General features: G+C 70.8%; 21 protein-coding genes. 14 read left to right on the top strand and 7 right to left on the bottom strand.

Annotated elements, in window-relative coordinates; translation table 11 throughout:
- Nucleotides 1-14 precede the first annotated feature (14 nt).
- A complete protein-coding gene (locus ASF22_RS17615) occupies nt 15-1,325 on the top strand; it encodes an MFS transporter (protein ID WP_056266723.1) in 1,311 nt (436 codons plus the stop codon).
- Between the two features lie 15 nt (nt 1,326-1,340).
- On the opposite strand, the gene ASF22_RS17610 is transcribed toward ASF22_RS17615, so the two are convergent.
- On the bottom strand, nt 1,341-1,874 hold the full coding sequence (locus ASF22_RS17610; protein WP_056172476.1) for a L,D-transpeptidase family protein: 534 nt from the start codon (nt 1,872-1,874) through the stop codon (nt 1,341-1,343).
- 290 nt (nt 1,875-2,164) lie between these two features.
- Between ASF22_RS17610 and ASF22_RS17605 the strand changes: the two genes are divergently transcribed.
- The 6 genes from ASF22_RS17605 to ASF22_RS17580 all read left to right on the top strand — a co-directional run bounded on the left by ASF22_RS17605 (nt 2,165) and on the right by ASF22_RS17580 (nt 7,114).
- Nucleotides 2,165-2,851, top strand: coding sequence for a response regulator transcription factor (locus ASF22_RS17605; RefSeq protein WP_056172474.1), 687 nt, complete (start codon nt 2,165-2,167; stop codon nt 2,849-2,851).
- A gap of 61 nt (nt 2,852-2,912) precedes the next feature.
- Nucleotides 2,913-3,401 carry a Crp/Fnr family transcriptional regulator gene (locus ASF22_RS17600; protein ID WP_056266720.1) on the top strand — a complete coding sequence of 163 codons (489 nt, stop codon included), beginning with the start codon at nt 2,913-2,915 and terminating at the stop codon, nt 3,399-3,401.
- A 207-nt stretch (nt 3,402-3,608) separates the two neighbouring features.
- The gene (locus ASF22_RS17595) at nt 3,609-4,037 is read left to right on the top strand and encodes a hypothetical protein (protein ID WP_056266717.1); all 429 of its coding nucleotides are present in this window, start codon (nt 3,609-3,611) and stop codon (nt 4,035-4,037) included.
- Nucleotides 4,038-4,114: 77 nt separating this feature from the next.
- On the top strand, nt 4,115-4,957 hold the full coding sequence (gene dapD, locus ASF22_RS17590) for a 2,3,4,5-tetrahydropyridine-2,6-dicarboxylate N-succinyltransferase (RefSeq protein WP_056172465.1): 843 nt from the start codon (nt 4,115-4,117) through the stop codon (nt 4,955-4,957).
- 184 nt (nt 4,958-5,141) lie between these two features.
- Nucleotides 5,142-6,017, top strand: coding sequence for an alpha/beta hydrolase (locus tag ASF22_RS17585; RefSeq protein WP_056172462.1), 876 nt, complete (start codon nt 5,142-5,144; stop codon nt 6,015-6,017).
- A gap of 203 nt (nt 6,018-6,220) precedes the next feature.
- Entirely contained in the window at nt 6,221-7,114 is an 894-nt protein-coding gene (locus ASF22_RS17580) for a phosphatase PAP2 family protein (protein WP_082483800.1), read from the top strand.
- Between the two features lie 213 nt (nt 7,115-7,327).
- Here ASF22_RS17580 and ASF22_RS17575 read toward each other — a convergent pair whose 3' ends face one another.
- Both ASF22_RS17575 and ASF22_RS17570 read right to left on the bottom strand, forming a co-directional pair.
- Complete coding sequence (locus ASF22_RS17575; protein WP_056266714.1) at nt 7,328-8,086, bottom strand: TerC family protein; 759 nt, start codon at nt 8,084-8,086, stop codon at nt 7,328-7,330.
- A gap of 52 nt (nt 8,087-8,138) precedes the next feature.
- Nucleotides 8,139-9,068, bottom strand: a complete 930-nt coding sequence (locus ASF22_RS17570) for a lipid kinase (protein ID WP_056266712.1) — start codon at nt 9,066-9,068, stop codon at nt 8,139-8,141.
- 362 nt (nt 9,069-9,430) lie between these two features.
- Here ASF22_RS17570 and ASF22_RS17565 point away from each other — a divergent pair, with 362 nt between their 5' ends.
- From ASF22_RS17565 to ASF22_RS17555, 3 genes are all read left to right on the top strand, one after another.
- A complete protein-coding gene (locus ASF22_RS17565) occupies nt 9,431-10,285 on the top strand; it encodes a hypothetical protein (protein WP_056266709.1) in 855 nt (284 codons plus the stop codon).
- A gap of 54 nt (nt 10,286-10,339) precedes the next feature.
- Entirely contained in the window at nt 10,340-11,578 is a 1,239-nt protein-coding gene (locus ASF22_RS17560; RefSeq protein WP_082483799.1) for a hypothetical protein, read from the top strand.
- Nucleotides 11,579-11,865: 287 nt separating this feature from the next.
- Nucleotides 11,866-12,078 (top strand): DUF1127 domain-containing protein, encoded by a 213-nt coding sequence (locus ASF22_RS17555; protein ID WP_056172448.1) that lies wholly within the window; start codon nt 11,866-11,868, stop codon nt 12,076-12,078.
- A gap of 103 nt (nt 12,079-12,181) precedes the next feature.
- On the opposite strand, the gene ASF22_RS17550 is transcribed toward ASF22_RS17555, so the two are convergent.
- Nucleotides 12,182-15,121, bottom strand: a complete 2,940-nt coding sequence (locus ASF22_RS17550; RefSeq protein ID WP_082483798.1) for a phosphoenolpyruvate carboxylase — start codon at nt 15,119-15,121, stop codon at nt 12,182-12,184.
- A 286-nt stretch (nt 15,122-15,407) separates the two neighbouring features.
- On the opposite strand from ASF22_RS17550, the gene ASF22_RS17545 reads away from it, so the two are divergent.
- Genes ASF22_RS17545 through ASF22_RS17535 form a run of 3 tightly spaced genes read left to right on the top strand, consistent with a single transcriptional unit; the run spans nt 15,408 to nt 16,899 of the window.
- Nucleotides 15,408-15,677: a hypothetical protein gene (locus ASF22_RS17545; RefSeq protein ID WP_056266705.1), complete on the top strand. Its 270-nt coding sequence runs from the start codon at nt 15,408-15,410 to the stop codon at nt 15,675-15,677.
- An 11-nt stretch (nt 15,678-15,688) separates the two neighbouring features.
- Nucleotides 15,689-16,417 carry a hypothetical protein gene (locus tag ASF22_RS25240; RefSeq protein WP_056172442.1) on the top strand — a complete coding sequence of 243 codons (729 nt, stop codon included), beginning with the start codon at nt 15,689-15,691 and terminating at the stop codon, nt 16,415-16,417.
- Between the two features lie 32 nt (nt 16,418-16,449).
- Entirely contained in the window at nt 16,450-16,899 is a 450-nt protein-coding gene (locus ASF22_RS17535) for a cupin domain-containing protein (RefSeq protein ID WP_056172440.1), read from the top strand.
- On the opposite strand, the gene ASF22_RS17530 is transcribed toward ASF22_RS17535, so the two are convergent.
- Nucleotides 16,896-17,765 carry a DMT family transporter gene (locus tag ASF22_RS17530; protein WP_056266700.1) on the bottom strand — a complete coding sequence of 290 codons (870 nt, stop codon included), beginning with the start codon at nt 17,763-17,765 and terminating at the stop codon, nt 16,896-16,898. The two genes, ASF22_RS17535 and ASF22_RS17530, sit on opposite strands and share 4 nt — an antisense overlap.
- Nucleotides 17,766-17,935: 170 nt before the next feature.
- On the opposite strand from ASF22_RS17530, the gene ASF22_RS17525 reads away from it, so the two are divergent.
- Complete coding sequence (locus tag ASF22_RS17525; RefSeq protein WP_056266697.1) at nt 17,936-19,165, top strand: glycerophosphodiester phosphodiesterase family protein; 1,230 nt, start codon at nt 17,936-17,938, stop codon at nt 19,163-19,165.
- A 41-nt stretch (nt 19,166-19,206) separates the two neighbouring features.
- Here ASF22_RS17525 and phbB read toward each other — a convergent pair whose 3' ends face one another.
- Nucleotides 19,207-19,935, bottom strand: coding sequence for an acetoacetyl-CoA reductase (gene phbB / locus ASF22_RS17520; RefSeq protein ID WP_056266695.1), 729 nt, complete (start codon nt 19,933-19,935; stop codon nt 19,207-19,209).
- Nucleotides 19,936-20,070: 135 nt separating this feature from the next.
- Nucleotides 20,071-21,252, bottom strand: a complete 1,182-nt coding sequence (locus ASF22_RS17515; RefSeq protein ID WP_056172427.1) for an acetyl-CoA C-acetyltransferase — start codon at nt 21,250-21,252, stop codon at nt 20,071-20,073.
- Between the last annotated feature and the right edge of the window lie 6 nt (nt 21,253-21,258).

Here is a 21,258-nt window from a genome sequence, read left to right as displayed (position 1 = left end):
CGGAGCGATCAGGCATGGCCTTTCGGGCCCTCCACCCTTCGACGGCCCTGGCGGGCGCCTTCGCGCGCCGCGACATCCACTATGGCTGGGTGGTGGTGGCGGTCACGTTCCTGACCATGCTGGTGACGGCGGGCGCGGTGGGCGCGCCGGGCGTGCTGATCCTTCCGCTGCAAAAGGAGTTCGGCTGGGACACGGCGACGATCTCCTCGGCCCTGGCCATCCGGCTGGTGCTGTTTGGCCTGATGGGACCTTTCGCAGCCGCCCTGATGAACCGGTACGGTCCGCGCCGCGTCGTCCTGACCGCCCTGTCCCTCATCGCCGGCGGCCTCGTGGCGTCCCTTTGGATGAGTCAAGTCTGGCACCTGATCCTGCTGTGGGGCGTGGTCGTCGGGATCGGTACCGGGCTGGCGGCCCTGGTTCTCGGCGCGACGGTGGCGACCCGGTGGTTCTCCCATCGCCGCGGCCTCGTGGTCGGCCTGCTCACGGCGAGTTCGGCCACGGGCCAGCTTGTGGTGCTGCCGGTCCTGGCGGCGCTGACCGAGCGGTTCGGCTGGCGGGCGTCCCTCCTGCTGATCTGCGGGCTCCTGCTCGCCGCAGGGCTCGGCGTCCTGGCCCTGATGCGCGACCGGCCGGAGGATCTCGGCCTGCTGCCCTACGGCGAGACGAGACCCCTCGCGGCCGCCTCGACCCCGACGGCGGGCGGGGCTGTCGCGGTCCTGCGCGACGCCGGACGGACGCGGGTGTTCTGGGTTCTGTTCGCCACGTTCTTCATCTGCGGGGCCAGCACCAACGGACTGATCCAGACCCACTTCATTCCCCTGTGCGCCGATTACGGCATCGGTCCCGTCCAGGGCGCCAGCGTGCTCGCCGCGATGGGGATCTTCGACTTCGTCGGCACCGTCGCGTCGGGCTGGCTGTCCGACCGCTACGACAACCGCTGGCTGCTGTTCTGGTACTACGGCCTGCGCGGCCTCTCGCTGATGTTCCTGCCGTTCTCGGACTTCTCGTTCGTCGGGCTTTCCCTGTTCGCGGCCTTCTACGGCCTCGACTGGATCGCCACCGTGCCGCCGACCGTGCGGTTGACGGCGTCGCGCTTCGGCCGGGAGCGGGCGAACCTCGTGTTCGGATGGGTGTTTGCCGGGCATCAGCTCGGCGCGGCGACGGTGGCCTACGGTGCCGGCCTGTCGCGCACGGCCCTGTCGAGCTACCTGCCGGCCTTCTTCGCCGCCGGCGCCCTGTGCCTGATCGCGGCCGGTCTGATCCTGACCCTGGCCGATCCGGCGCGGCGGGGCGACGGCGTTCCGAACGCCGTGCCGGCGCACTGACGGCGCGCGATGAGGTTATCCGATCCACATCCGCGTGCGCGGCCCGAGACGGCGCAGGAGCCGGGCGAGATCCGCGCGCTTCAGGGCGACGCAGCCCTCCGTTGGGGTGTAGCCCGGCCGCGCGCAGTGGAAGAAGATCGCCGAACCGAGGCGCTTGCGAATCGGTCCGCGATTGTAGTCGAGGTCGATGACGAGGTCGTACAGACCGTCGTCCCGCCACATCCGTTCCGTGCTCACAGGGCAGGGCAGGGTGACGGGCCGGTTGTAGCGCCGGTCCCCGGGCTCGTCGCACCAGCCGTCGCTCGGTCGCGTCGCGCGCAGGGCGAGGGCGGTGCGCGGTCGGGCCGCGAACACGTCGGGACGGTAGGCGCCCCCCCGCAGGCGAAAGTGCCCCCGCGGCGAGCCGCCGTCGCCCTCGCGCTTGCGCTGGACCAGCCCCGAGCGCCCGAGGGCACAGGGGATGACGGCCGGACCGGCGAGAACCTGTCCACGGGTGCGGTCGCCCACGAGGGCACGGACGCGCAGGTGCGAGAGCGTCGTTCGTTTCATGGGGCACCTTATCGCCCGGGACGGCACGGGATGCCATCATCGGCAGACCTTCGGCCCCTCCGTCATTTGCCACGCGACCGGACTGAAACTTTAGGCAGTCGTCGGTCGTTTGTGGGGATATTACTGCGCATACGCGCGTCTTTTCCTGAAGACGCGCGGTCCATCAAATCGTTTTCGTTCTGCCGCCGCCTCTCTGGATTCCGCTTGAGGCGGACGCCTTAATCCCTTCCCCTGGTCTGAGGATCACGCGCTGGACGTGACCTCACTCGTGCGCGAAAGTCGTCTGGTCGATGCCCAATACCCATCGCCTGCTGGTCTGCGACGACGATGCTTCGTTGCGGGAAACCCTGACGGAGCAACTGGACCTCTACGAAGAGTTCCGGGTAATCGGCCTGGCGGATGCCACCAGCGCCATCGCCTGCGTGACCGACGATCGCATCGACCTCGTGGTGATGGATGTCGGCCTGCCCGACATGGACGGACGCGAGGCCGTGCGGGCCATGCGCCGGAACGGCTATCGCGGGCCCGTCATCATGCTCACGGGCCAGGATTCCGAGGACGACACGGTGGAGGGGCTCGAAGCCGGAGCCAACGACTACGTCACCAAGCCGTTCAAGTTCGCGGTCCTGCTCGCCCGCATCCGCGCCCACCTGCGCAGCCACGAGGCGAGTGAGGATGCGGTGTTCCAGATCGGGCCCTACACCTTCCGCCCCGGCGCCAAGCTCCTGGTCGACGCGCGCGGGTCGAAGCTGAAGCTGACCGAGAAGGAGACCGCGATCCTGCGCTTCCTCTACCGCGCCGGGTGTGCGGTGGTGGGCCGGGACACGCTGCTCGCGGAAGTCTGGGGCTACAACGCCCAGGTGACCACCCACACCCTCGAGACGCACATCTATCGCCTGCGCCAGAAGATCGAGCCGAATCCGGGACTCGCGGCGATCTTGGTGACAGAGGGCGGCGGCTACAAGCTGCTTCCGTAGCGTATCGCGCCGCCGCGCGGCTTGCGGTAAGCTCGCCCATCGACGGAAGGGATAGGGCGGCTTGGGGCTGGACGACGACATCGCGATCCTGGCCGGCGCCCCCCTGTTCGGATTCCTGGGCCGCGACGCCCTGCGCCTGCTCTCCTTCGCCGCCGAGCGGCGCAGCCTGGGCTCCGGCGACCGGCTGTTCGCCCGCGGCGACGCCTCGGATGGCGGCTTCGTCGTCCTGTCGGGCACCATCGCCCTGGCGCCCCGCGTGGCCGGCGGCGAGACCATCACGCTCGGCCGCTCCGCCCTCATCGGCCGCCTCGCCCTGCTCCTGCCCGGTGAGCGGCCGACGGACGCCCATGCGGCGGCGGCGGCGGAGGTACTCCGCATCACGCCCGTCCTGATGCGGCGGGTGCTGGCGGAATTCCCGCAGGCCGCGCAGGCCATCCACGACGAACTCGCCGACGACCTGACCTCCCTCGCGGGCGACCTCGACCGGGTTCGCCGGCGCTTCGATGCCGTGACGCCCGTGCTTCGGGGTGATGGCGGCGCGGTGGCATAGCCCGCGCGGCGCCTGAGCCAGCAACGTGAGCCCGCGCGGCGCCCGAGCGCCGGTCCCCGGAGTTCGGACGGTCCTCTTTCGATCAATGTCGCGAATGCTCACGACCGCGTGAGGGCTTTCCTAAGACACGCGGGCGCAGGCTGGATCAGCGGAACGGGTGAGGGGGATCGGTGGAGTTCCGGCCTTCCTCGGAGACACTTCAGGACCATGCTGAACCATCTCGCGCAGGATGCGCAGGACCGGCGGGCGCAGATCGCCGGCGTGGCCTTCCTCGGCCTCGTCAGCCTGGGAGCCGTCTACGCCGTCGCGGTCTATTCCGGCCGGCTCATGGTCTGCCACGAGACCAACAGCTCCCTCACTGACCAGAACTTCATCGACATCATGATCGGCAACATCGTCCGCGAGGGCGATCACGGTGGACGCGCCTACGGCAACCGTCTCGACTACCTCGACGACCGGACCGAGTGCTGCACCATCGAACGGATCACGGACCGGCTTCCGTCGGGGGCGCCGGGCAAACCGGAGGTTTCCGTCTCGGCGAAGTACTTCAACACCACGCGCAAGGACTACGTCCTGATTCAGCGCCGCTTCGACGCCTGCGGCCACGCCGCGTCGAAACCCCTGACTGCCGGCTGACGGGTGACGCGGCCGAGGTGACAGGGCGGGCGGGCTTTTGTAAGCACGGAACCCTCGTCTCATCCCCGGAAGCCGTCATGTCCCACGCCGACCTCGCCACCACCATCGAGACCGCCTGGGAGGAGCGCGCCGGCATCGACACCGGCACCAAGGGCGCCGTGCGCGACGCCGTGGAGCACGCCCTCGACCTCCTCGATGCCGGCAAGGCCCGCGTCGCCGAGAAGGTGGACGGCGAGTGGCAGGTCAACCAGTGGCTCAAGAAGGCGGTGCTGCTGTCCTTCCGCCTCAACGACATGGAGATCATCCATGGCGGCCCCGACGGCGCGACTTGGTGGGACAAGGTCCCGTCCAAGTTCGAGGGCTGGAAGAAGAAGCATTTTCGCGAGGCCGGCTTCCGGGCGGTGCCCGGCTGCGTCGTGCGGCGCGGCTCCTACATCGCGCCCGGCGCGGTGCTGATGCCGTCCTTCATCAACCTCGGCGCCCATGTCGGCGAGGGCACCATGGTCGACACCTGGGTCACCATCGGCTCCTGCGCGCAGGTGGGGAAGAACTGCCACATCTCCGGCGGCGCCGGCATCGCCGGGGTGCTCGAGCCGCTCCAGGCCAATCCGGTCATCATCGAGGACAACTGCTTCATCGGCGCTCGCGCCGAGGTGGCCGAGGGCGTGATCGTCGGCGAGGGCAGCGTGCTCTCCATGGGCGTCTACATCGGCGCCTCCACCAAAATCATCGACCGGTCGACGGGCGAGGTCATGTACGGCCGCGTGCCGCCGTACTCCGTCGTGGTCTCCGGCACCACGCCGGGCAAGGACCTGCCGGACGGCACGCCCGGCCCGGGCCTGTACTGCGCGGTCATCGTCAAGCGCGTCGATGCCGGCACCCGCTCCAAGACCGCCATCAACGAACTGCTGCGGACCTGAATCCGTCGGCGGACCCCGGTCGAGCGCAGGCTCGGCGGGGTCTGGCCCCCCGCCGGCGGGCAGACCCGTCCGGCGGATCGCCGCGATCCCGCTTCGGAGCGGCGGGAGCACTGGTATTGTGCCGCATGTCGGGGGGAGGGGGGCGACCCCATCTTGCCGACGACGCACCCGTTGGAACTGCGCGATGATCGAGCCGGCCTGCTCCGCCCGTAGCCTGTCCCTCACCGTCGCCGGACGGCCGCTGCCGACGCCGTGCGACGTGATCGGCAACGGTCCCGATGCCCTGCTGCTCCCCGCCCTGTCGTCGATCTCCGCCCGGGCCGAGATGCGGCCGCTGGCGCGGGACCTTGGCCATGACTTCCGATGCCACGTACCGGACTGGCCGGGCTTCGGCGACCGGACGCGGCCGCGGATCGCCCTGAATCCCACCACGATGCACGGGTTCCTCGACGCCCTGCTGGCGGCGGAGCGCGGCCCCTACGCGCTCGGCGTCGCCGCGGGCCACGCGGCGGGTTATCTCGTGGCGGCGGCCCGACGGCATCCCGGCCTGTTCGCGCGTCTCGTCCTCGTGGCGCCGACCTGGCGCGGCCCGTTCCCCACCATGATGGGACCGAACCGGCGCGGCCTCATCGCGGGCATCCGCCGCGCCGTCGAGCTGCCGGTGCTCGGCGAAGCCCTGTACCGCCTCAACATCAGCCCGCCGGTGATCGGCCGGATGATGCGGGCCCACGTCTACGCCGATCCCGCCCACGTCACACCGGGTGTCATCGCCGACAAGCACGCCGTCACCCGCCACCCCGGCGGCCGCTTCGGCACCGCCGCCTTCGTCACCGGCGGCCTCGACCCGTGCGAGACCCGCAAGGACTTCCTCGACCTGTTCACCGATGACGGCCTGCCGCCGATCCTCGTCCTGCGCCCCGAACGGGCGCCGCGCCGCTCCGGCGCCGAGATGGATGCGCTCGTCGCTACCGGCCACGTCGCCCGCGCGTCGGTGCCGGGTGCCCTGAGCCCGCACGAGGAGTATCCCGGCGAAGTCGCGGCGGCGATCCGCGCGGCCTGAGGGCACGAGGGGCGTCACGAAACGCCGGGCCAAGGTCTCAACGGCGTGCCGACGCGGCGAGTGACAAAACACGCCGTCGGGCACCGTTCAGGCGGCGTGTGCGAAGGATCGGCCCTTGCCATAGGGCCGTTACATGGGAACCCTATGACACGAGGCTGCTCCGCCTTTCGTCCCCAGTTCCACACACGCTCTCAGAGACGCCGATGGCCCGCCTACCCTTCGCCCTCGTCCTCCTCGCCACCGTCGCTGGAATCGGGCCGGTCTGCGCCGAGGATATGCAGCCCAAAGATCCACTGGCCAAGGATGCGCCCGTCAAGGATGCACCCGGCAAACCCGCCTCCGCCCCCTCCGTGGCCACCACGCCGGTGACGCCGGCCAAGGTGGCGCGCCAGCCTTATCTCGCCGACGCCGTGGCGCCCGACACCGTGGCGATCCTCCCCGCGCCGCCGCGCGGCCAGTCGGCGGCGGAAACCGCCGACAAGGCCGCCTTCACGGCGACTCGCTCCCTCAAGGGCACCCCCCGCTGGGTTCTGGCCACCACGGACGTCGCCGACGGCGCCTCCGCGATCCTCGACGATTTCGCCTGCGTCATCGGCCAGCGCATCGATCAGGCCCGCGCACCTGCCCTGATGACCCTGCTGGAGCGCTCGCGCCTCGACATCGCCCGCGCGACCCGGGGGCCGAAGGAACATTACCGCCGTATCCGCCCGTTCGTCGGCAACGACGCGGAGATCTGTGTCGTCCGCTCGGCCGAGATCGCCAACGCGTTCAGCTTCCCCTCGAGCCACGCGACCCAAGGCTGGACCTACGCTTCGATCATGGCCGCGCTGATGCCCGAGAAGGCGACCCAGTTCTTCGTGCGCGCCCGGTCCTACGGCGAGAGTCGCGTCGTCTGCGGTTTGCACTGGATGAGCGATGTCCAGGCCGGCCGTACCGCCGGAAGCATCGTCTTCGCGGCCCTTCAGGGGGATGCGGGGTTCCGGGCCGATCTGGAGCGGGCCCGGGCGGAAATCACCAAGCTCGTCGCCGGGGGGGGCTCGGCGCCCGATCAGGCGATCTGCAAACGCGAGGCAGCCGGCACCGAATCCATCCTCTGAGACTGTCTCCGGATGATCCATTCGGAGACAGTCTCAGGCGGCCCGCGCGGCGCCTGAGCGAAGCCCAAATCCGCATCGCGAAGCGATCGACCGGACTTGGTATGAAACCGCGCCGCTCGTCCGCCTGTGGGCGGGACGTCGTGTGCCCATACGAAGAAGGCCCGCCGGAGCGATCCGGCGGGCCTTCTTGTTTTCCCGTGAAACCGACGGGTCCTACCCCTTGGCGGGGCCGGCTGCGCCCTGCTTGGCCCTGCGGCGACGCCGGGACAGCATGTTGAGGCCTTCGACACCGGCCGAGAACGCCATGGCTGTGTAGATGTAGCCCTTGGAGACGTGGGCACCGAACCCCTCCGCGATCAGCGTCATGCCGATCATGATGAGGAAGCCCAGCGCCAGCATTACCACCGTGGGATTGGCGGCGATGAAGCGCGAGAGCGGGTTCGCCGCCACCAGCATCACCGTCACGGCGCAGACGACGGCCACCACCATGATGGGCACGTGCTCGGTCATGCCCACCGCCGTGATGATGCTGTCGATGGAGAACACGAGGTCGAGGACGAGGATCTGGCCGATGGCCGTGGCGAAGCCGAGGGTCACGGCCTGCCCCAGGCCCTTGTCCTCCGGCTCCGGCTCCATGGTGTGGTGGATCTCCTTGGTGGCCTTCCACAGCAGGAAGAGACCGCCGCCGATGAGGATCAGGTCGCGCCAGGAGAAGGCGTGACCCAGCACCGTGAAGACCGGCTGCGTCAGGGCGACGATGTAGGCGACGGTCCCGAGCAACCCGAGGCGGAGCACCAGGGCGAGGCCGATGCCGATGCGCCGCGCCCGGTCCTGCTGGTGGGCCGGCAGCTTGTTTGTCAGGATCGAGATGAAGATCAGGTTGTCGATGCCGAGGACCACCTCCATCACGATGAGGGTGGCGAGGGCCGCCCAGGCGGTCGGGTCGCTGAGAAGGGGAAGGATGCTGTCCACGGGAGGGCTGTTCCGAACGTCGAGAAGGGCAGGGTACTGGAAGGCGAAGGTACTAGAAGGGCAGGGTGAAGGTAGGACGCGCGACGCCCGGGCGCTGCGACGCCTCCGGCGCGAAGATGCGGACGGCCTTGGGGAAGACCTTGAAGTAGGCCGGTGTGTAGGTCGACAGCTCGCCGTCGGTGTTCACTGGCCGGGGCTTCTTCGTCTTCACCACGATTTCGGTGGTGTGGAAGGCACGCACGTCCGCGGCCTTCCCTTGCGTGCCCCGCCGCAGGGCCGGCAGCAGGGCGAGCAGCCGCCACCAGTGCTTCACCTCCAGGCTGTAGAAGTCGAGCTTGCCGTCGTCGACGGTGGCGGTTTCCTCCACGGTCATGCCGCCGCCGTAATGACGCCCGTTGCCCACCGAGACCTGGATGGTGGTGATCGTCTCGGTCTGCCCGTCATGCTCGAGATAGACCGTGAACGGCCGCACCCGGCGCAGGACCCGCATGGCGGCGATGCCGTAACCGACGGTGCCCCACTTCTTCTTGGATTCGGCCGTGAGGTCACCGGCGAGCTCGGCCGAGAAGCCGATGCTGGCGACGTTGAAATAGTAGTGGCCGTTGACGCAGCCGAGATCGACCGGCCGGGCCTCCTCCGTGGCGATGAGTGTCGCGGCCGCCACCGGATCGGGGGGCAGGCCGAGGGAGCGGGCGAGGTCGTTGGCGGTGCCGAGCGGCAGGATGCCGAGGGGCAGGCCCGTCTCGACGAGGGCGGGCGCCGCCGCGTTCAGGGTCCCGTCGCCGCCGCCGAGGATCACCAGGTCGCTTTGCGCCGCATGCCGCTTGATGACGGCCGTACAGTCGGGATCGCCCGGTGGCTCGAAGGGTTCGATGCCGCCCTCGCGCAGGGCCTCGCGCACGGCATCGAGGGAGAAGCCGCCGTTGCGGGCATTGGGGTTGACGAGGAGGAGGCCCCGGCGGGCCTGCGGACCGGCGCTCACGCGCAGGCCTTGGGAACGGTGCGACGGGAAATCTGAATCGGCATGGGGTTGGAGACCCTCCGGTGCGTTCGCGCCGCGTGAGCGCAAAGGCAGAGAAGGGGTCCGACATCACGGTCAACGCCTCGACCGCCAGAGGGGCCCGGACCCAGTACGGTCAAGGTGGGTTGCCCGCCCGGGATGGCAAGGCCGAGGGCACCGGGAAAGCGGGATCGTGAGGCTGTGACCCTGGCGCCACGGTCGCGGATCATCGTACGTTGAGCGTCGATGGCGCGAAACCGAGCGCGCTCACGAAACGTTCAACCCCCATCGACCGCTCTGCTCCGCGAACCTTTCGCATCGGTCGCGACCCCGGTGATGATGCCATGCGCTACGGTTCGTGTTCCGTCTGCTTCGCCGCGTTGATGGGCGTCCTCTGGATCGGTGGGCCGGCCCAGGCCCAGTCGGGACCGGGCTGGATCGATCCGCCGGCCAAGACCGAGAGCAAGGCCGAGGGTAAGACCGAGACGAAGGGCGATGCGGCCAAGGCCGGATCCGGCAGCGAGCCCGAAGCCCGGACCGGGGCGAGGATGCAATCGGATTCCGGCACGCCGCGGGCCTCCGCCAGGGCGGAACCGAGTCCGCCGGCTGCGGTGCGCCGCCCGGCTCGTCCGTCCGCCCGGTATCGGGGGCCCGAGGATGCGCCGCCCCGCCGCCTGTCGCGTGTCCCCGCCGTGCCGGCGACGCCCATGGCGACGGCAGCCCCCGCAACGTCCATGGCCTCGGCCGACCGGTTCCCCGAATGGGCCGCCGCGGCGGAGCGCCTGAGCGACGACTATCTCGACAGCGTCTCCGCTCCGGGCCTCGGTCTCGTGACCGCCGCACCGCGCTTCTACGGCGAGCGTGTGCGCTTCCATGGCCGGGTCGTTTCCCTGGCCGCGCTGATGGCCGAGAAGCGCCGCTTCGCCGCCCGCTGGCCGGTGCGCCGCTACGAGCCGCAATCCGGCGCCACGCGCACCGCCTGCAACGCCGCCACCGCGACCTGCATCGTCCGCACCACCTTCGACTACCGCGCAGAGAACCCGGCCCGCGGCACCCGGGCACAGGGTGTGTCGGACCTCGTTCTCACCATCGACCTGTCCGGCCCCCGCCCGGTCATCGTCTCGGAAACCAGTCGCGTGCTGCGCCGCTATGGTCCGGGGCCGCTCGGCGCTATAGCGGGACGCACGCGCGGGGCGTGATCCCGCTGCGTCGTAGAATCCCTGGGAGTGGTCCACGCCTTGGAAGTGAGCGCCTTGAAACCCCGTGATCCGCGAGAGGGACCGGGCGATACCCCCGACGCGTTGGCGCGCGCCGCCCTGCGGACCCGGATCGCCGAGGAGATCGCCGCCCAGGGCGGCCATCCCCTGGCGCAGCGGACCCTCCAGCTTCTCACGGAAGCCGTCGCCGAGCCGCAGGACGCGCCGCCGGGCTACCGGATCCTCGACAGGGTCGGCCACCCGCGTCGCGGCCCCGCGGGGCCGAGCGAGGGCACGGGCAAGGCCGGCCCCGAACCGACCGTCGATTCCGAGCCGGCCATGACCCTGGCCGATTTCGTCGCGGACCTGCGCCGCCTTCACCCGGCCCTGTTCGTGCCGCCAGTGCCCGAGGCCGCCGCGCCTGCACCCGAGGCCGCGTCGGAAGGCGCCGCTGCTAGGGAATCCGCCACTCCGGTGCCGGCCGCTCCGGGCGCCGCAGCCCGGTTCGTCGAGGCCCGATCCACGCAGGCCAGACGCGCCCTCGCCCGTTCGGCCACCCGTGGTCGAGCCCTCGCCGGGCAGGCGACCGAGCGCTGGCAGGGCCTGCGCCGGCGCTTCGCTGCGCCTCTTGCTGCGACGTCCACGGAGTCCGCGCTCCCATTGACGGAAACGGCGACCCGGCCGGGCGGCCTCGGCACCTTCGCGCGCCAGGCGGCGGGGCGGGCGCGGGGCGGTTTCGCCGACACGGGCGCGCGCCTGCACGGGACCATGCGGGAGGGTGGGGTGCTTCGCGACCGCCGGGTTCTCGCCGCCGGCGCCGGCCTTCTCGGGCTCGTCGTCCTGATCGCCGTGGCCCAGCGCTCCGGCGAGGACACCCAAACGCCATTGCCGCCGCCGGTCTCCGACGCCGCCCCGTCCGCCACCGAGACGGTTCCCCCCGCCGTGAGCGAAGCGGCGAAGGCCGTCGGCGAGCGGGCCGCCGATGCCTTGACCGGCCCCGTCGAGGTCATCGACACCGCGACCCTGCGCGTGGCGGGGAAGCTCGTGCGCCTGTTCGGCGTCGAATGGGTGCGCGGGGGCCAGGCGGACGAACTCACACGCTATCTCGCCGGACGCACGGTCACCTGCCAGCCCGTGGCGGGCAGCGAGGCGCGCCTGTGTAACGTCGACGGCCGCGACCTGTCGGAGGTGGTGCTGTTCAACGGCGGCGGCCGCGCCTCGTCGGAGGCGACGCCCGATCTCGTCGCCGCCGAGGATCGTGCCCGGACCGAACGGCTGGGCGTCTGGGCCCGCTAGGGACCGTGCCCGACCGCTCCGGACCGGATCGCCCCGCCCGAACCGCGTTGCGCCGGGGTGTCCCCGGCGAACCCGCTTCCGCTCAACTGGACGGCACGCCGGACCGAAGCTGAAAAACTGGGCTGGATTGCATCGACCTTAAGCAATCCCTGCACACTCCATGCCCAAGGAGCATGGCTGACCCACCCGCTTTCCCTCTCGTCGTTGCAGTGCACAAACCTTACTTTCCGATCAGACGCCGCCGAACGAGACCAGGGCGGCAGAGACAAAGCCGGAAAGCAAAGCCCGTGACCCTCTCCCTCATCACCAGCCTGAAGTCCCGCTGGAAGGACAACGAAACCGCGCGCCAGATCGCCCAGCTGACCGACCGCGAGCTCGCGGATATCGGCGCCCAGCAGATCGGTGGCCGGATCCTCTCGAAGGCGCAGAACTACCGCGTCGCCGACGGCCTGCGTGGCACGCAGTCGCCGCTTCGCTACGCTTCGTTCCCTTCGGCCTGAAGACTCCTCCGACCCGCGGGTCGGGTCTGGCAGGGAATCGCCTGAACACGCCGGCCCCCCGTGGCCGGCGTTTCCATGTGCGGTGCAGCACGCGGCCGTGCGGCTACCCGAACGCGCCGACCTCGTGCTGGATCATACCGGAGAGCTCTCGCACCCGGGCGAAGGACCGGCGGATCGGCTCGAACAGGGTGTTGTGCTCCGCCTCATAGGTGCCGACATCGCGCGGCCCCGCCGGTTCGCCGAAGTTGAGACCGAGCGTCGGGTCCGGGGTCACCGGGAAGATGTCCTCCAGCAGAGTCAGGCAACCGTCGATGTCGAGACGCAGGAAGCGCTCGATGAGGGCCTCGCGGCTCACGCCCGATTGCGGCCGGAAGCCCGGGATGTGAACGGCCAGGAACCAGATCCGGTGGATCAGGGCCAGGCGGATGGCGTGCAGCAGAGTCAGGCGGGGCGACATCTTACCGAGGTCGGGGGCCGCCGCTTGGAGGCTGAGCCAGTCGCAGGTGAGGCGCCCGAACAGCCGGCGCAGGTCCGGCGCCAGACGCAGGCGGTCGAGGGCGGTGGCGATGACCACGAGTTCCTCCCGTCGCGCATCGCGCTGGGTGCGCCGCGCCCGCTCGAGCCACACGGCCGGGTCGAGGGTGTCGACATAGGCCCGCAGCACGTCGAGATCGCCGACGCTGGCGGCGTGCTGGACGAGGCGGAAGGCCCGGGAGAACCGCACGGAATCGCGCCGCATGTCGCGAAACAGGTCCGGCGCCCGGCCGGCGGCCCGGCCGATGCCGTGCAGGGAATTGGCGAGGAAGCCGAGCTGCTGCAGGATCGCGTTGTTGGGGATCGCCCGCATCTGGCGCGGATGGGTGATCATGCTCGGGCCCCCGCCATCGGATTGGCGCGCCACGGGTCGTGAACCGGTGCGGTCGAGGAGGCTCGGGCCGAACGTGCCGAGCAGGGCGGCGTAGCCCGGGTCGTCGACGAGGGTCTCCATGTCCTGGCGCACCACCGTGAAGAATTCGGCGGAGAAGTCGGCCTCGCCGTAGATCGGGTCGTCGGCCTCGTCGGCACCATTCGTCGCATCGGACAGGACATAGTCGGCAAACGAATCGTCGTCGGTGAGATCCAGGGCGAAGACGTGCTCGGCGATGCGCTCCACCGTGGCTTTCGCGAGCGGCAGGGTGCCGAACATGAGGTAGCCGTCGGAGCCCTGGAAGCTCGATTCGAGACGGACCCGGATGCCCGCCGCCCGGTTGCGCCGGCGCGCATCCTCGGGGGCGAGATAGGCGAGGCGGTCGCGCAGGCTCGTCGGGTGGGCGCCCCGGCCGATGGATTCGCCGTGGGTGTCGAAGATGGCGAGTTCGACGCCGGTGAGGTCGTTCTGCACCATGAGTTCGGTGATGCGCAGGCGCAGGCGCTCGATCCAGAAGCTCGCGGCGAGCTGGCCGACGTAGCGGCCGGAATCCGAGTAGCCGAACTGCACCGTGAGGCGGCCGATGCGCTTGAGGTATTGCCGCCAATGCGGGTTGCGCAGGGCGTCGTCGAGGACGCGGATGCCCTGCTCCAGGGCCGAGGCGGTCTCGAACAGGGGCGTGATCTCGACCTTGTCGGCGATCCCGTAGTGCCGGGCGAGCCAGAGGGCGGCCAGCAGGGTGTAGCCCGTCTCCGTCTCGGCGATGAGGAAGCGCACGGGATGCGTGCCGTCCACGTGCTTGAGGATCTGGGTGATGGTCATCATCAGCCGGGCGGCCGAGGCCCGCTCGGCGGCGAGCGCCCCGAAATCCACGTCCACGGCGTGGACGTCGTTGAGCAGCGCGTGGATCGTCGAGAGGTGGGAGCGGCGCTGGGCCGCGTCGGTCGGCTCGCCCTCGAGGTCGGTCACCCGGCGCACGGCGTTGTGGATCTGGCTGGCGTTGAGCCGGAAATGGGGCAGGGCGTTGGAGAGGCCGTGGGTGGCGATGCCCGAGCGCAGGATCGCGATGGCGCGCCGCTCCTCGTCCGTCGCGACCCCGCCCATGGCCCCGGCGAGGCCGGCGAGGATCGCGGTGGCGTCGGTCTGGGCGCGCTCGCGCTCGATGATGAGGGCGAGGGCGAAGCGGTGGACCGCCTCGAGGGACGGCTTGGTGCCGAGGCGCGGGGCCACGGCGAGCTGGCGATTGACCGCCGCCAGCGCCCCGGCCGTGAGGTCGCGGACCACCTGGGTCGCGGGCACCTGCGGCAGGTGGCGCATCACCCGGTCGAGCTGCATGCGCTTCGATTCGATGCGGTAGCGCAGGGTGTCCCACCACCCGATATCCGTGCGCCCGTCCGTGTCGCAGCCGACCCAGCTGGCGATGGCGAAGGGTTTCGGCACGAGTTCGGTCCAGCGGTCGGGCCAGCGCTGGCGGGCGGCCTCCAGGAGGGCGTCGTTGAAGGCGTCCAGGGCCGAACGGCCGTGATTGGCCGCGACGCAGGCCTGTTCGAACTCGTCGTCGAGGGAGATGGCCGGATCGGGCCGGGTGGAGAGGGCGGCGGCCTTCTCCGTCAGGGGCCGGCGCGCGGCCGCATCCGCCTCGCTCGCGGCCTCGGCGATGAGGCCGGCGACCGCCCGGGGCATGCCGAAGGTCGGATGCGCCGTGAACACCACGGCAAAGCCCGTGCGGCCGACGAGGTCGCGAAACGCCTCGAAATCGCCCTGGCGCTTCGGGATCGCCGCGACGAGGCGTGCCGGCGTGTGGGCCTCCTGCCCGGAGGCCGCATCCCGCTCAAGGCCCACATAGGCGCGCAGGCGCTCGGCCCGTTCGGCCAGGGCCTGCGCCCGCAGCCGGGCGAACAGGCCGTCGAGGACCTCCTCGCCGATCTCACCGCGATCGAACCGCCGGGTGATGGCCAGGGTCACCGCCAGGACGGGATTGCGGAACGGATCCTCCGCCGCCTGTTCGCGGGATTCCTCGATCAGCCCGAGGAGATCCGCCTCGAGGGCCTCGGGCGCGAGGACCCCGTGGGTAGGAACCCCGTGGGCAGGAACCCCGGGGGTCGGAACCGCGTGATCCGGGCTGCGGTCGTGCATGCGCATCGATGGACCTTGGTGACGGGGTGGACGGGGACCGTCATAGGACAATCCGGTGGCGGTGGGGCGATCCCCGGGCCGGACATCCCCAGACAGGCAGGTATCCCCGCTGGGCACCTGTATCCCGCCGGGCAAGGTATGCCCCGGCGGACGGGTATGCCGGCCCGACATCGCCACCCGGACGTTCGACGCCCGTGCGGTGCCACGCAAGGACCGTTCCGGGTCCGTCTCCCAAGCCGGGCGGCGGATGCATCGCCGGCCATCCTGGGGTAACGCTGACGGCGGCATGGAAACCACCCTGATCCTGGCCGCGATCGCGGTCTTCACCCTCTCGTGCATCGTGGTGATGGCGATGATGGCCCGCGCACGGCGGCCCGAACTGCGCATGGCGCGCGAGGAGGATCTGATGGAGGACCTCATGGAGGAGGACGAGGAGACCCTGATGCGCAGCCTGCAAACGCCCCGGACCAGCCCCATCGACCGTTCCGCGACGATCCTGCCCATCGAGCAGCAACCGGATGTCCGGCGCCTGCCTCCCGGCGACGGCACCCGATGACGGATCCGCGGATGCGTCCCACCCGCCCGACCCCCACGACCCGCTCGGGTCCTGCGGCCCGCCTGGCCCTCGCCGCGCTCCTCGCCGCCTGGACGCACGCCGCCGCGGCTCAGGAGCCGGCGCCGGACGAACCGGCCGCCGCCGCCCCGGTGCGAAAGACGGTGCCCCGCAAGGTCGCGCCGGCCAAGCCGAAGCCGGTCGCGCCGCCGCCCGCCGCCAGCGCACCGGAGACCCTCACGCCGGCGGCGCCGCCACCCGCCCCGCGTGCGGACCTCACCGTCGCCTGCGGGGAGAAGGCCGCCCTCTACGAGGGACCGAAGAACTTCTCCGTCTGGGTCACCCGGACCGGGCTCATCGTGGTCGAGAACCCCCTGCTGCCGCTGACGCCGGAGACGGCGCGGGTGCTGCAGGTCGTCATCGCCGGCAAGGTCGCGACCGCCTACGGGCCGGACCTGTACGCCCTGCGCCGGGGCGGCGCGCCCGCCGCCCTGGAGGGGGCGAAGGGTGGGACCATCCGCTGGGACCCGACCCCGACGCCCCTGCCCGACACCCTCAACATCGTCTCGGAGGCGGGCCAGCCCCTGGCACAGCTCGCCTTCCAGTCCTGCGGCGAGGCGCCGACCGTCAAGGCGGCTCCCGTGGCCAGATCCAACCCGGGCACCAAGCCCAAGGCCCGTCCGAAGACGGCGCCCGAAGCCCCTCCGGGGATGCGGCTGCCGGCCTCGGCCCTGGAGCCCTGATGCCGTCTCACCCGCAACAGAACGGAATGCCCATGGGCCCTGGACCGGGCGGCCCGACCGCCGCCGAAATCATCGCCCGCTTGCGGTTGGCCCCGCACCCGGAGGGCGGGCATTACCGCGAGACCTTTCGCGATGCCCGCACCATCGACGGGCGCTCCGTCGGCAGCGCGATCTATTACCTGCTCGATACGGGCGAGGTCTCGGAGTGGCACCGGGTCGATGCCGCCGAGATCTGGCACTGGCACGCCGGCGCGCCGCTGGTGATCACCCAGAGCCCCAACGGGCACGACGCGACGGCGGCCTATCTCGGGCCCGACCTCGCGCGCGGGCAGCAGCCGCAGATCGTCGTGCCGGCCGGCCATTGGCAGACGGCCACGAGCCTCGGGGCCTGGACGCTGGTCGGCTGCACGGTCGCGCCGGCCTTCGAGTTCGCCGGCTTCGAGATGGCTCCCCCGGATTGGCGGCCGACCCCGCGGACCTAACGGTCGCCGGCCCGCGAGGCCCGGACGGCGATCCCGGCGCCCAGGATGATGAGGGCGCAGGCCAGTCCAAGGGCCGGGCTCGGGTCCGCGTAGCCGCCGGCCACGAGGGTGATGGTCGAGAGCACGGGCGCCGCATAGGCGGCGACGCCGAGGAGCCGAAGGTCGCCCCGCTTCACGCCGACGTCCCAGAGGTAGAAGGCGGCGCCCACGGGGCCGAGGCCGAGGGCGAGGACTGCGCCCCATTGCACGGCGCCCACCGGCCACAGCGTCGTCTCGAAGGCCCAATGGCAGGCGAGGCTCAGGGCGGCGGTGCCGAGGCAGAAGCCCGCCACCGCGTCCGTCGGCACCGCGCCGACCCGCGCGGAGAGCACGGAATAGGCCGACCAGACGAAGGCGGCCGCCAGAGCCGCGAGGTAGCCGGGCAGTGCCCCGGGCTGGAAATCGAGGCCGCCCCGCCCGGCGAACAGGGCCACGACGCCGGCCAAGCCCAGGGCGGCGCCGACGAGATGCCCGGCGCGCAGGCCGGCCGCGCCCGGCATCTGCGCCGAGAGGAGCACGATGAGCAGGGGCCAGAGATAGTTGATCAGGCCGGCTTCCGCCGGCGGCGCGAGGCGCAGCGCGGCGAAGTAGAGGGAATGGTAGCCGAACAGGCCGCCGATGCCGAGGAGCCAGACCGGCCAGGGTTGGCGTAGGCCCCGGAGCCCCGCCGGACGCACGATCCAGCTGACGCAGCCCGCGAGTCCCCCGATGGCGAAGGTCATCGCGGCGAGCTGGAACGGCGGTACCGCCCCCGACAGAGCCGTCAGCAGGGCGAGCAGCGACCACAGCAGGATCGCGCCGAAGCCGAGAAGAGTCGCGGTGGACATGGAGGGCCGGGGTGGACTTGGAAGGGCCGGGGTGGCGCGCGCGGAGGCCCCTGTTCCACGCCGGCACGCCGAAAGGCAACATCGGTGCGCCACCAGTCTTTCACGGGCCGGTCACGGTTCCGGGCTACCGCTCGATACCGGTGTGAACGAAGCGTGGAGCGCAGAGAGCCATGCGGAGCATCATCCTGAGAGCGGCGCTCCTCGCCGGGCTGTCCGGTGGCGAGGCGCGCGCTGGCGAGATCGCTCAGATCGGACCGCGTCCGTTCTACCTCGTCGACAGCATGAAGCCCGGCCCGGTGCAGGATCGCCTTCGGGCCTGCGGTTCCGACAGAACCTACACGGCCCGCGCCTTCTCGATCGCGCATCGAGGCGCCCCGCTGCAATTTCCCGAGCACACCCGGGAGGGCGTCCGCGCGGCGGCCCGCATGGGGGCCGGTTCGATCGAATGCGACGTCCTCTTCACGCGGGACCGGCACCTGGTCTGCCGGCATGCGCAGTGCGACCTCCACACCACCACCGACATCCTGGCGCGGCCCGAACTCGCGGCGAAATGCAGCCGCGACTTCCAACCGGCCGATCCCGCCACCGGGCGCAAGGCGAGCGCGCGCTGCTGCACCGGCGACCTGACGCTGGCCGAGTTCCGGACCCTGAACGGAAAGATGGACGCCTTCGACGCGGAGGCCACGACCCGCGCCGCCTACATGAACGCCACCCCGCGCTGGCGTACGGACCTCTACGCCACCACCGGCACCCCGATGACCCACGGCGATTACATCGCCCTGGTGAAATCCCTGGGGCGCCGGTTCATCCCGGAACTGAAGGCGCCCGAGGTCGCGATGCCGTTCGGGGGCTACACTCAGGATCAGTACGCGCAGGCGATGATCGATGCCTACCGCCAGGCGGGGGTGCCGGCCGCCGACGTCCGGCCGCAGAGTTTCCAGCTGCGGGACATCCTGTATTGGCTGGAGGCGGAGCCGGACTTCGACCGGCAGGCGCTTTGGCTCGACAACCGCGACGAGACCGATCCGGGCTTCGACCCCGAGACGCCCGCGAGCTGGAAACCCGGCATGGCGGACCTCGCCGCCCTCGGCCTGCGCACGCTGGCGCCGCCGCTCTGGATGCTGGTGCGGGTGGGGGCCGGCGGGGGCATCGAGCCGTCCGCCTACGCGCGCGCGGCGAAGGCCGCCGGCCTCGAGCTGATCACCTGGTCGCTGGAGCGCTCGGGACCGCTGAAGGGCGGGGGCGGATACTACTACAAGTCCATCCGGCCGCTGATCGAGCGGGACGGCGACGTGCTCGCCCTCCTCGACGTCCTGTACCGGGACGTGGGTGTGACGGGGGTCTTCTCGGACTGGCCGGCGACGACGACGTTCTACGCCAACTGCATGGGGATCGAGTGAGGGGCGCGGCTCCCCCTCGGGGAAGCCGCGCGGGAGCCGGATCAGGCGATGTACTGGCCGCCGTTGATGGTGAGCGTCGAGCCGGTGACGAAGCCCGAATCCTCCGCCGCGAGGTACTCCACCGCGCGGGCGATCTCCTCGGCCTCGCCGAGGCGGCCGACGGGGATCGTGGAGATGATCTTGTTGCGGATGTCCTCCGCCACCGCCATCACCATCTCGGTCGCGACGTAGCCCGGCGCGATCACGTTGACGGTGATGCCCTTGCCGGCGCTCTCCTGGGCGAGCGCCTTGGCGAAGCCGATGACGCCGGCCTTGGCGGCCGAGTAGTTGGTCTGGCCGGCCTGGCCCTTCTGGCCGTTGATCGACGAGATCAGGATGATGCGGCCGAAGTTGCGCGAACGCATGCCTTCGATGAGCGGACGCGTGCAGGTGAACATCGAATCGAGGTTGGTCTTGATGACCGCCTGCCACTTCTCGAAGCTCATCTTGTGGAACGCGCCGTCGCGGGTGATGCCGGCGTTGTTCACCAGGATGTCGATGGGACCGACCTCGGCCTCGATCTGCTTGATGCCGGCCTCGCAGGCGGCGTAATCGCCGACGTCGAACTTGAAGACCGGGATGCCGGTCTCGGCCTTGAAGGCGTTGGCGGCTTCGTCGTTGCCGCCGTAATTGGCGGCGACCTTGTAGCCCTTGGCCTGAAGGCCCTTCGAGATGGCGGCACCGATGCCGCGCGTTCCACCCGTGACGAGGGCGACGCGTTCTTGAGCCATGATATCCTCCGGTTCGTGTTTTTTTGGCGGGTTCGCGAGTGGGTCGTGCGCGGCTTTAGCTGGCGAGGCAGCCGGCACGCGACCCATTTAAATTTGCGGCGCCATCAAGAATTATGGCGCCGCAAGGCCGTGCGATCAGACGCGCTCGATGCACATGGCGACGCCCATGCCGCCGCCGATGCACAGGGTGGCGAGACCCTTCTTGGCGTCGCGGCGCTTGAGCTCGTGCAGCAGGGTGACGAGGACGCGGGCGCCGGAGGCGCCGATGGGGTGGCCGATGGCGATGGCGCCGCCGTTGACGTTCACCTTGTCGGTGTCCCAGCCCATGTCCTTGTTCACGGCGAGCGCCTGGGCGGCGAAGGCCTCGTTGGCCTCGATCAGGTCGAGGTCGGACGGCGTCCAGCCGGCCTTGTCCAGGGCCTTGCGCGAGGCCGGGATCGGGCCGGTGCCCATCACCTTCGGGTCGACGCCGGCGGTGGCCCAGGACACGATGCGGGCGAGCGGCGTGATGCCCCGGCGCTCGGCCTCGGAGGCGGACATCAGCACGATGGCGGCGGCGCCGTCGTTGAGGCCCGAAGCGTTGGCGGCCGTCACGGTGCCGTCCTTCGAGAAGGCGGGCTTGAGCTTGGCCATCGCCTCGATGGTGGCGCCGTCACGGATGTACTCGTCGGTGTCGACGATGGTGTCGCCCTTGCGGCCCGGCACGGTGACGGGGCAGATCTCGTCCTTGAAGCGGCCTTCCTTGCGGGCGGCCTCGGCCTTGTTCTGCGACTTCGTCGCGAACTCGTCCTGCTGCTCGCGGGTGAGCTGGAAGGCCTGGGCCACGTTCTCGGCGGTGGTACCCATGTGGTAGCCGTTGAAGGCGTCCCACAGGCCGTCCTTGATCATGGTGTCGACGAGCTTGACGTCGCCCATCTTCTGGCCGCCGCGCAGGTACTGCGCGTGGGGGGAGAGCGACATCGATTCCTGGCCGCCGGCCACGATGACCGTGGCGTCGCCGTTGGCGATCTGCTGCATGCCGAGGGCGACGGTGCGAAGCCCCGAGCCGCAAACCTGGTTGACGCCCCAGGCCGTGGCCTTCTCGGGGATGCCGGCCTTGATGGCGGCCTGGCGGGCCGGGTTCTGTCCGGCGCCGGCGGTGAGCACCTGACCGAAGATCACCTCGTCCACGTCGTCGGGGGAGACGCCGGCCCGCTCCAGGGCGGCCTTGATCGCCACGGCCCCGAGGTCATGGGCGGGTACGGTGTTGAAGGCGCCGCCGAACGAACCGACGGCGGTGCGGGCCGCCCCGACGATGACGATATCTTCTGCTGCCATGGTGAC

Source organism: Methylobacterium sp. Leaf87 (assembly GCF_001422775.1).
Classification (GTDB): Bacteria; Pseudomonadota; Alphaproteobacteria; order Rhizobiales; family Beijerinckiaceae; genus Methylobacterium.
This window is presented reverse-complemented; position numbering and strand designations above follow the sequence as displayed.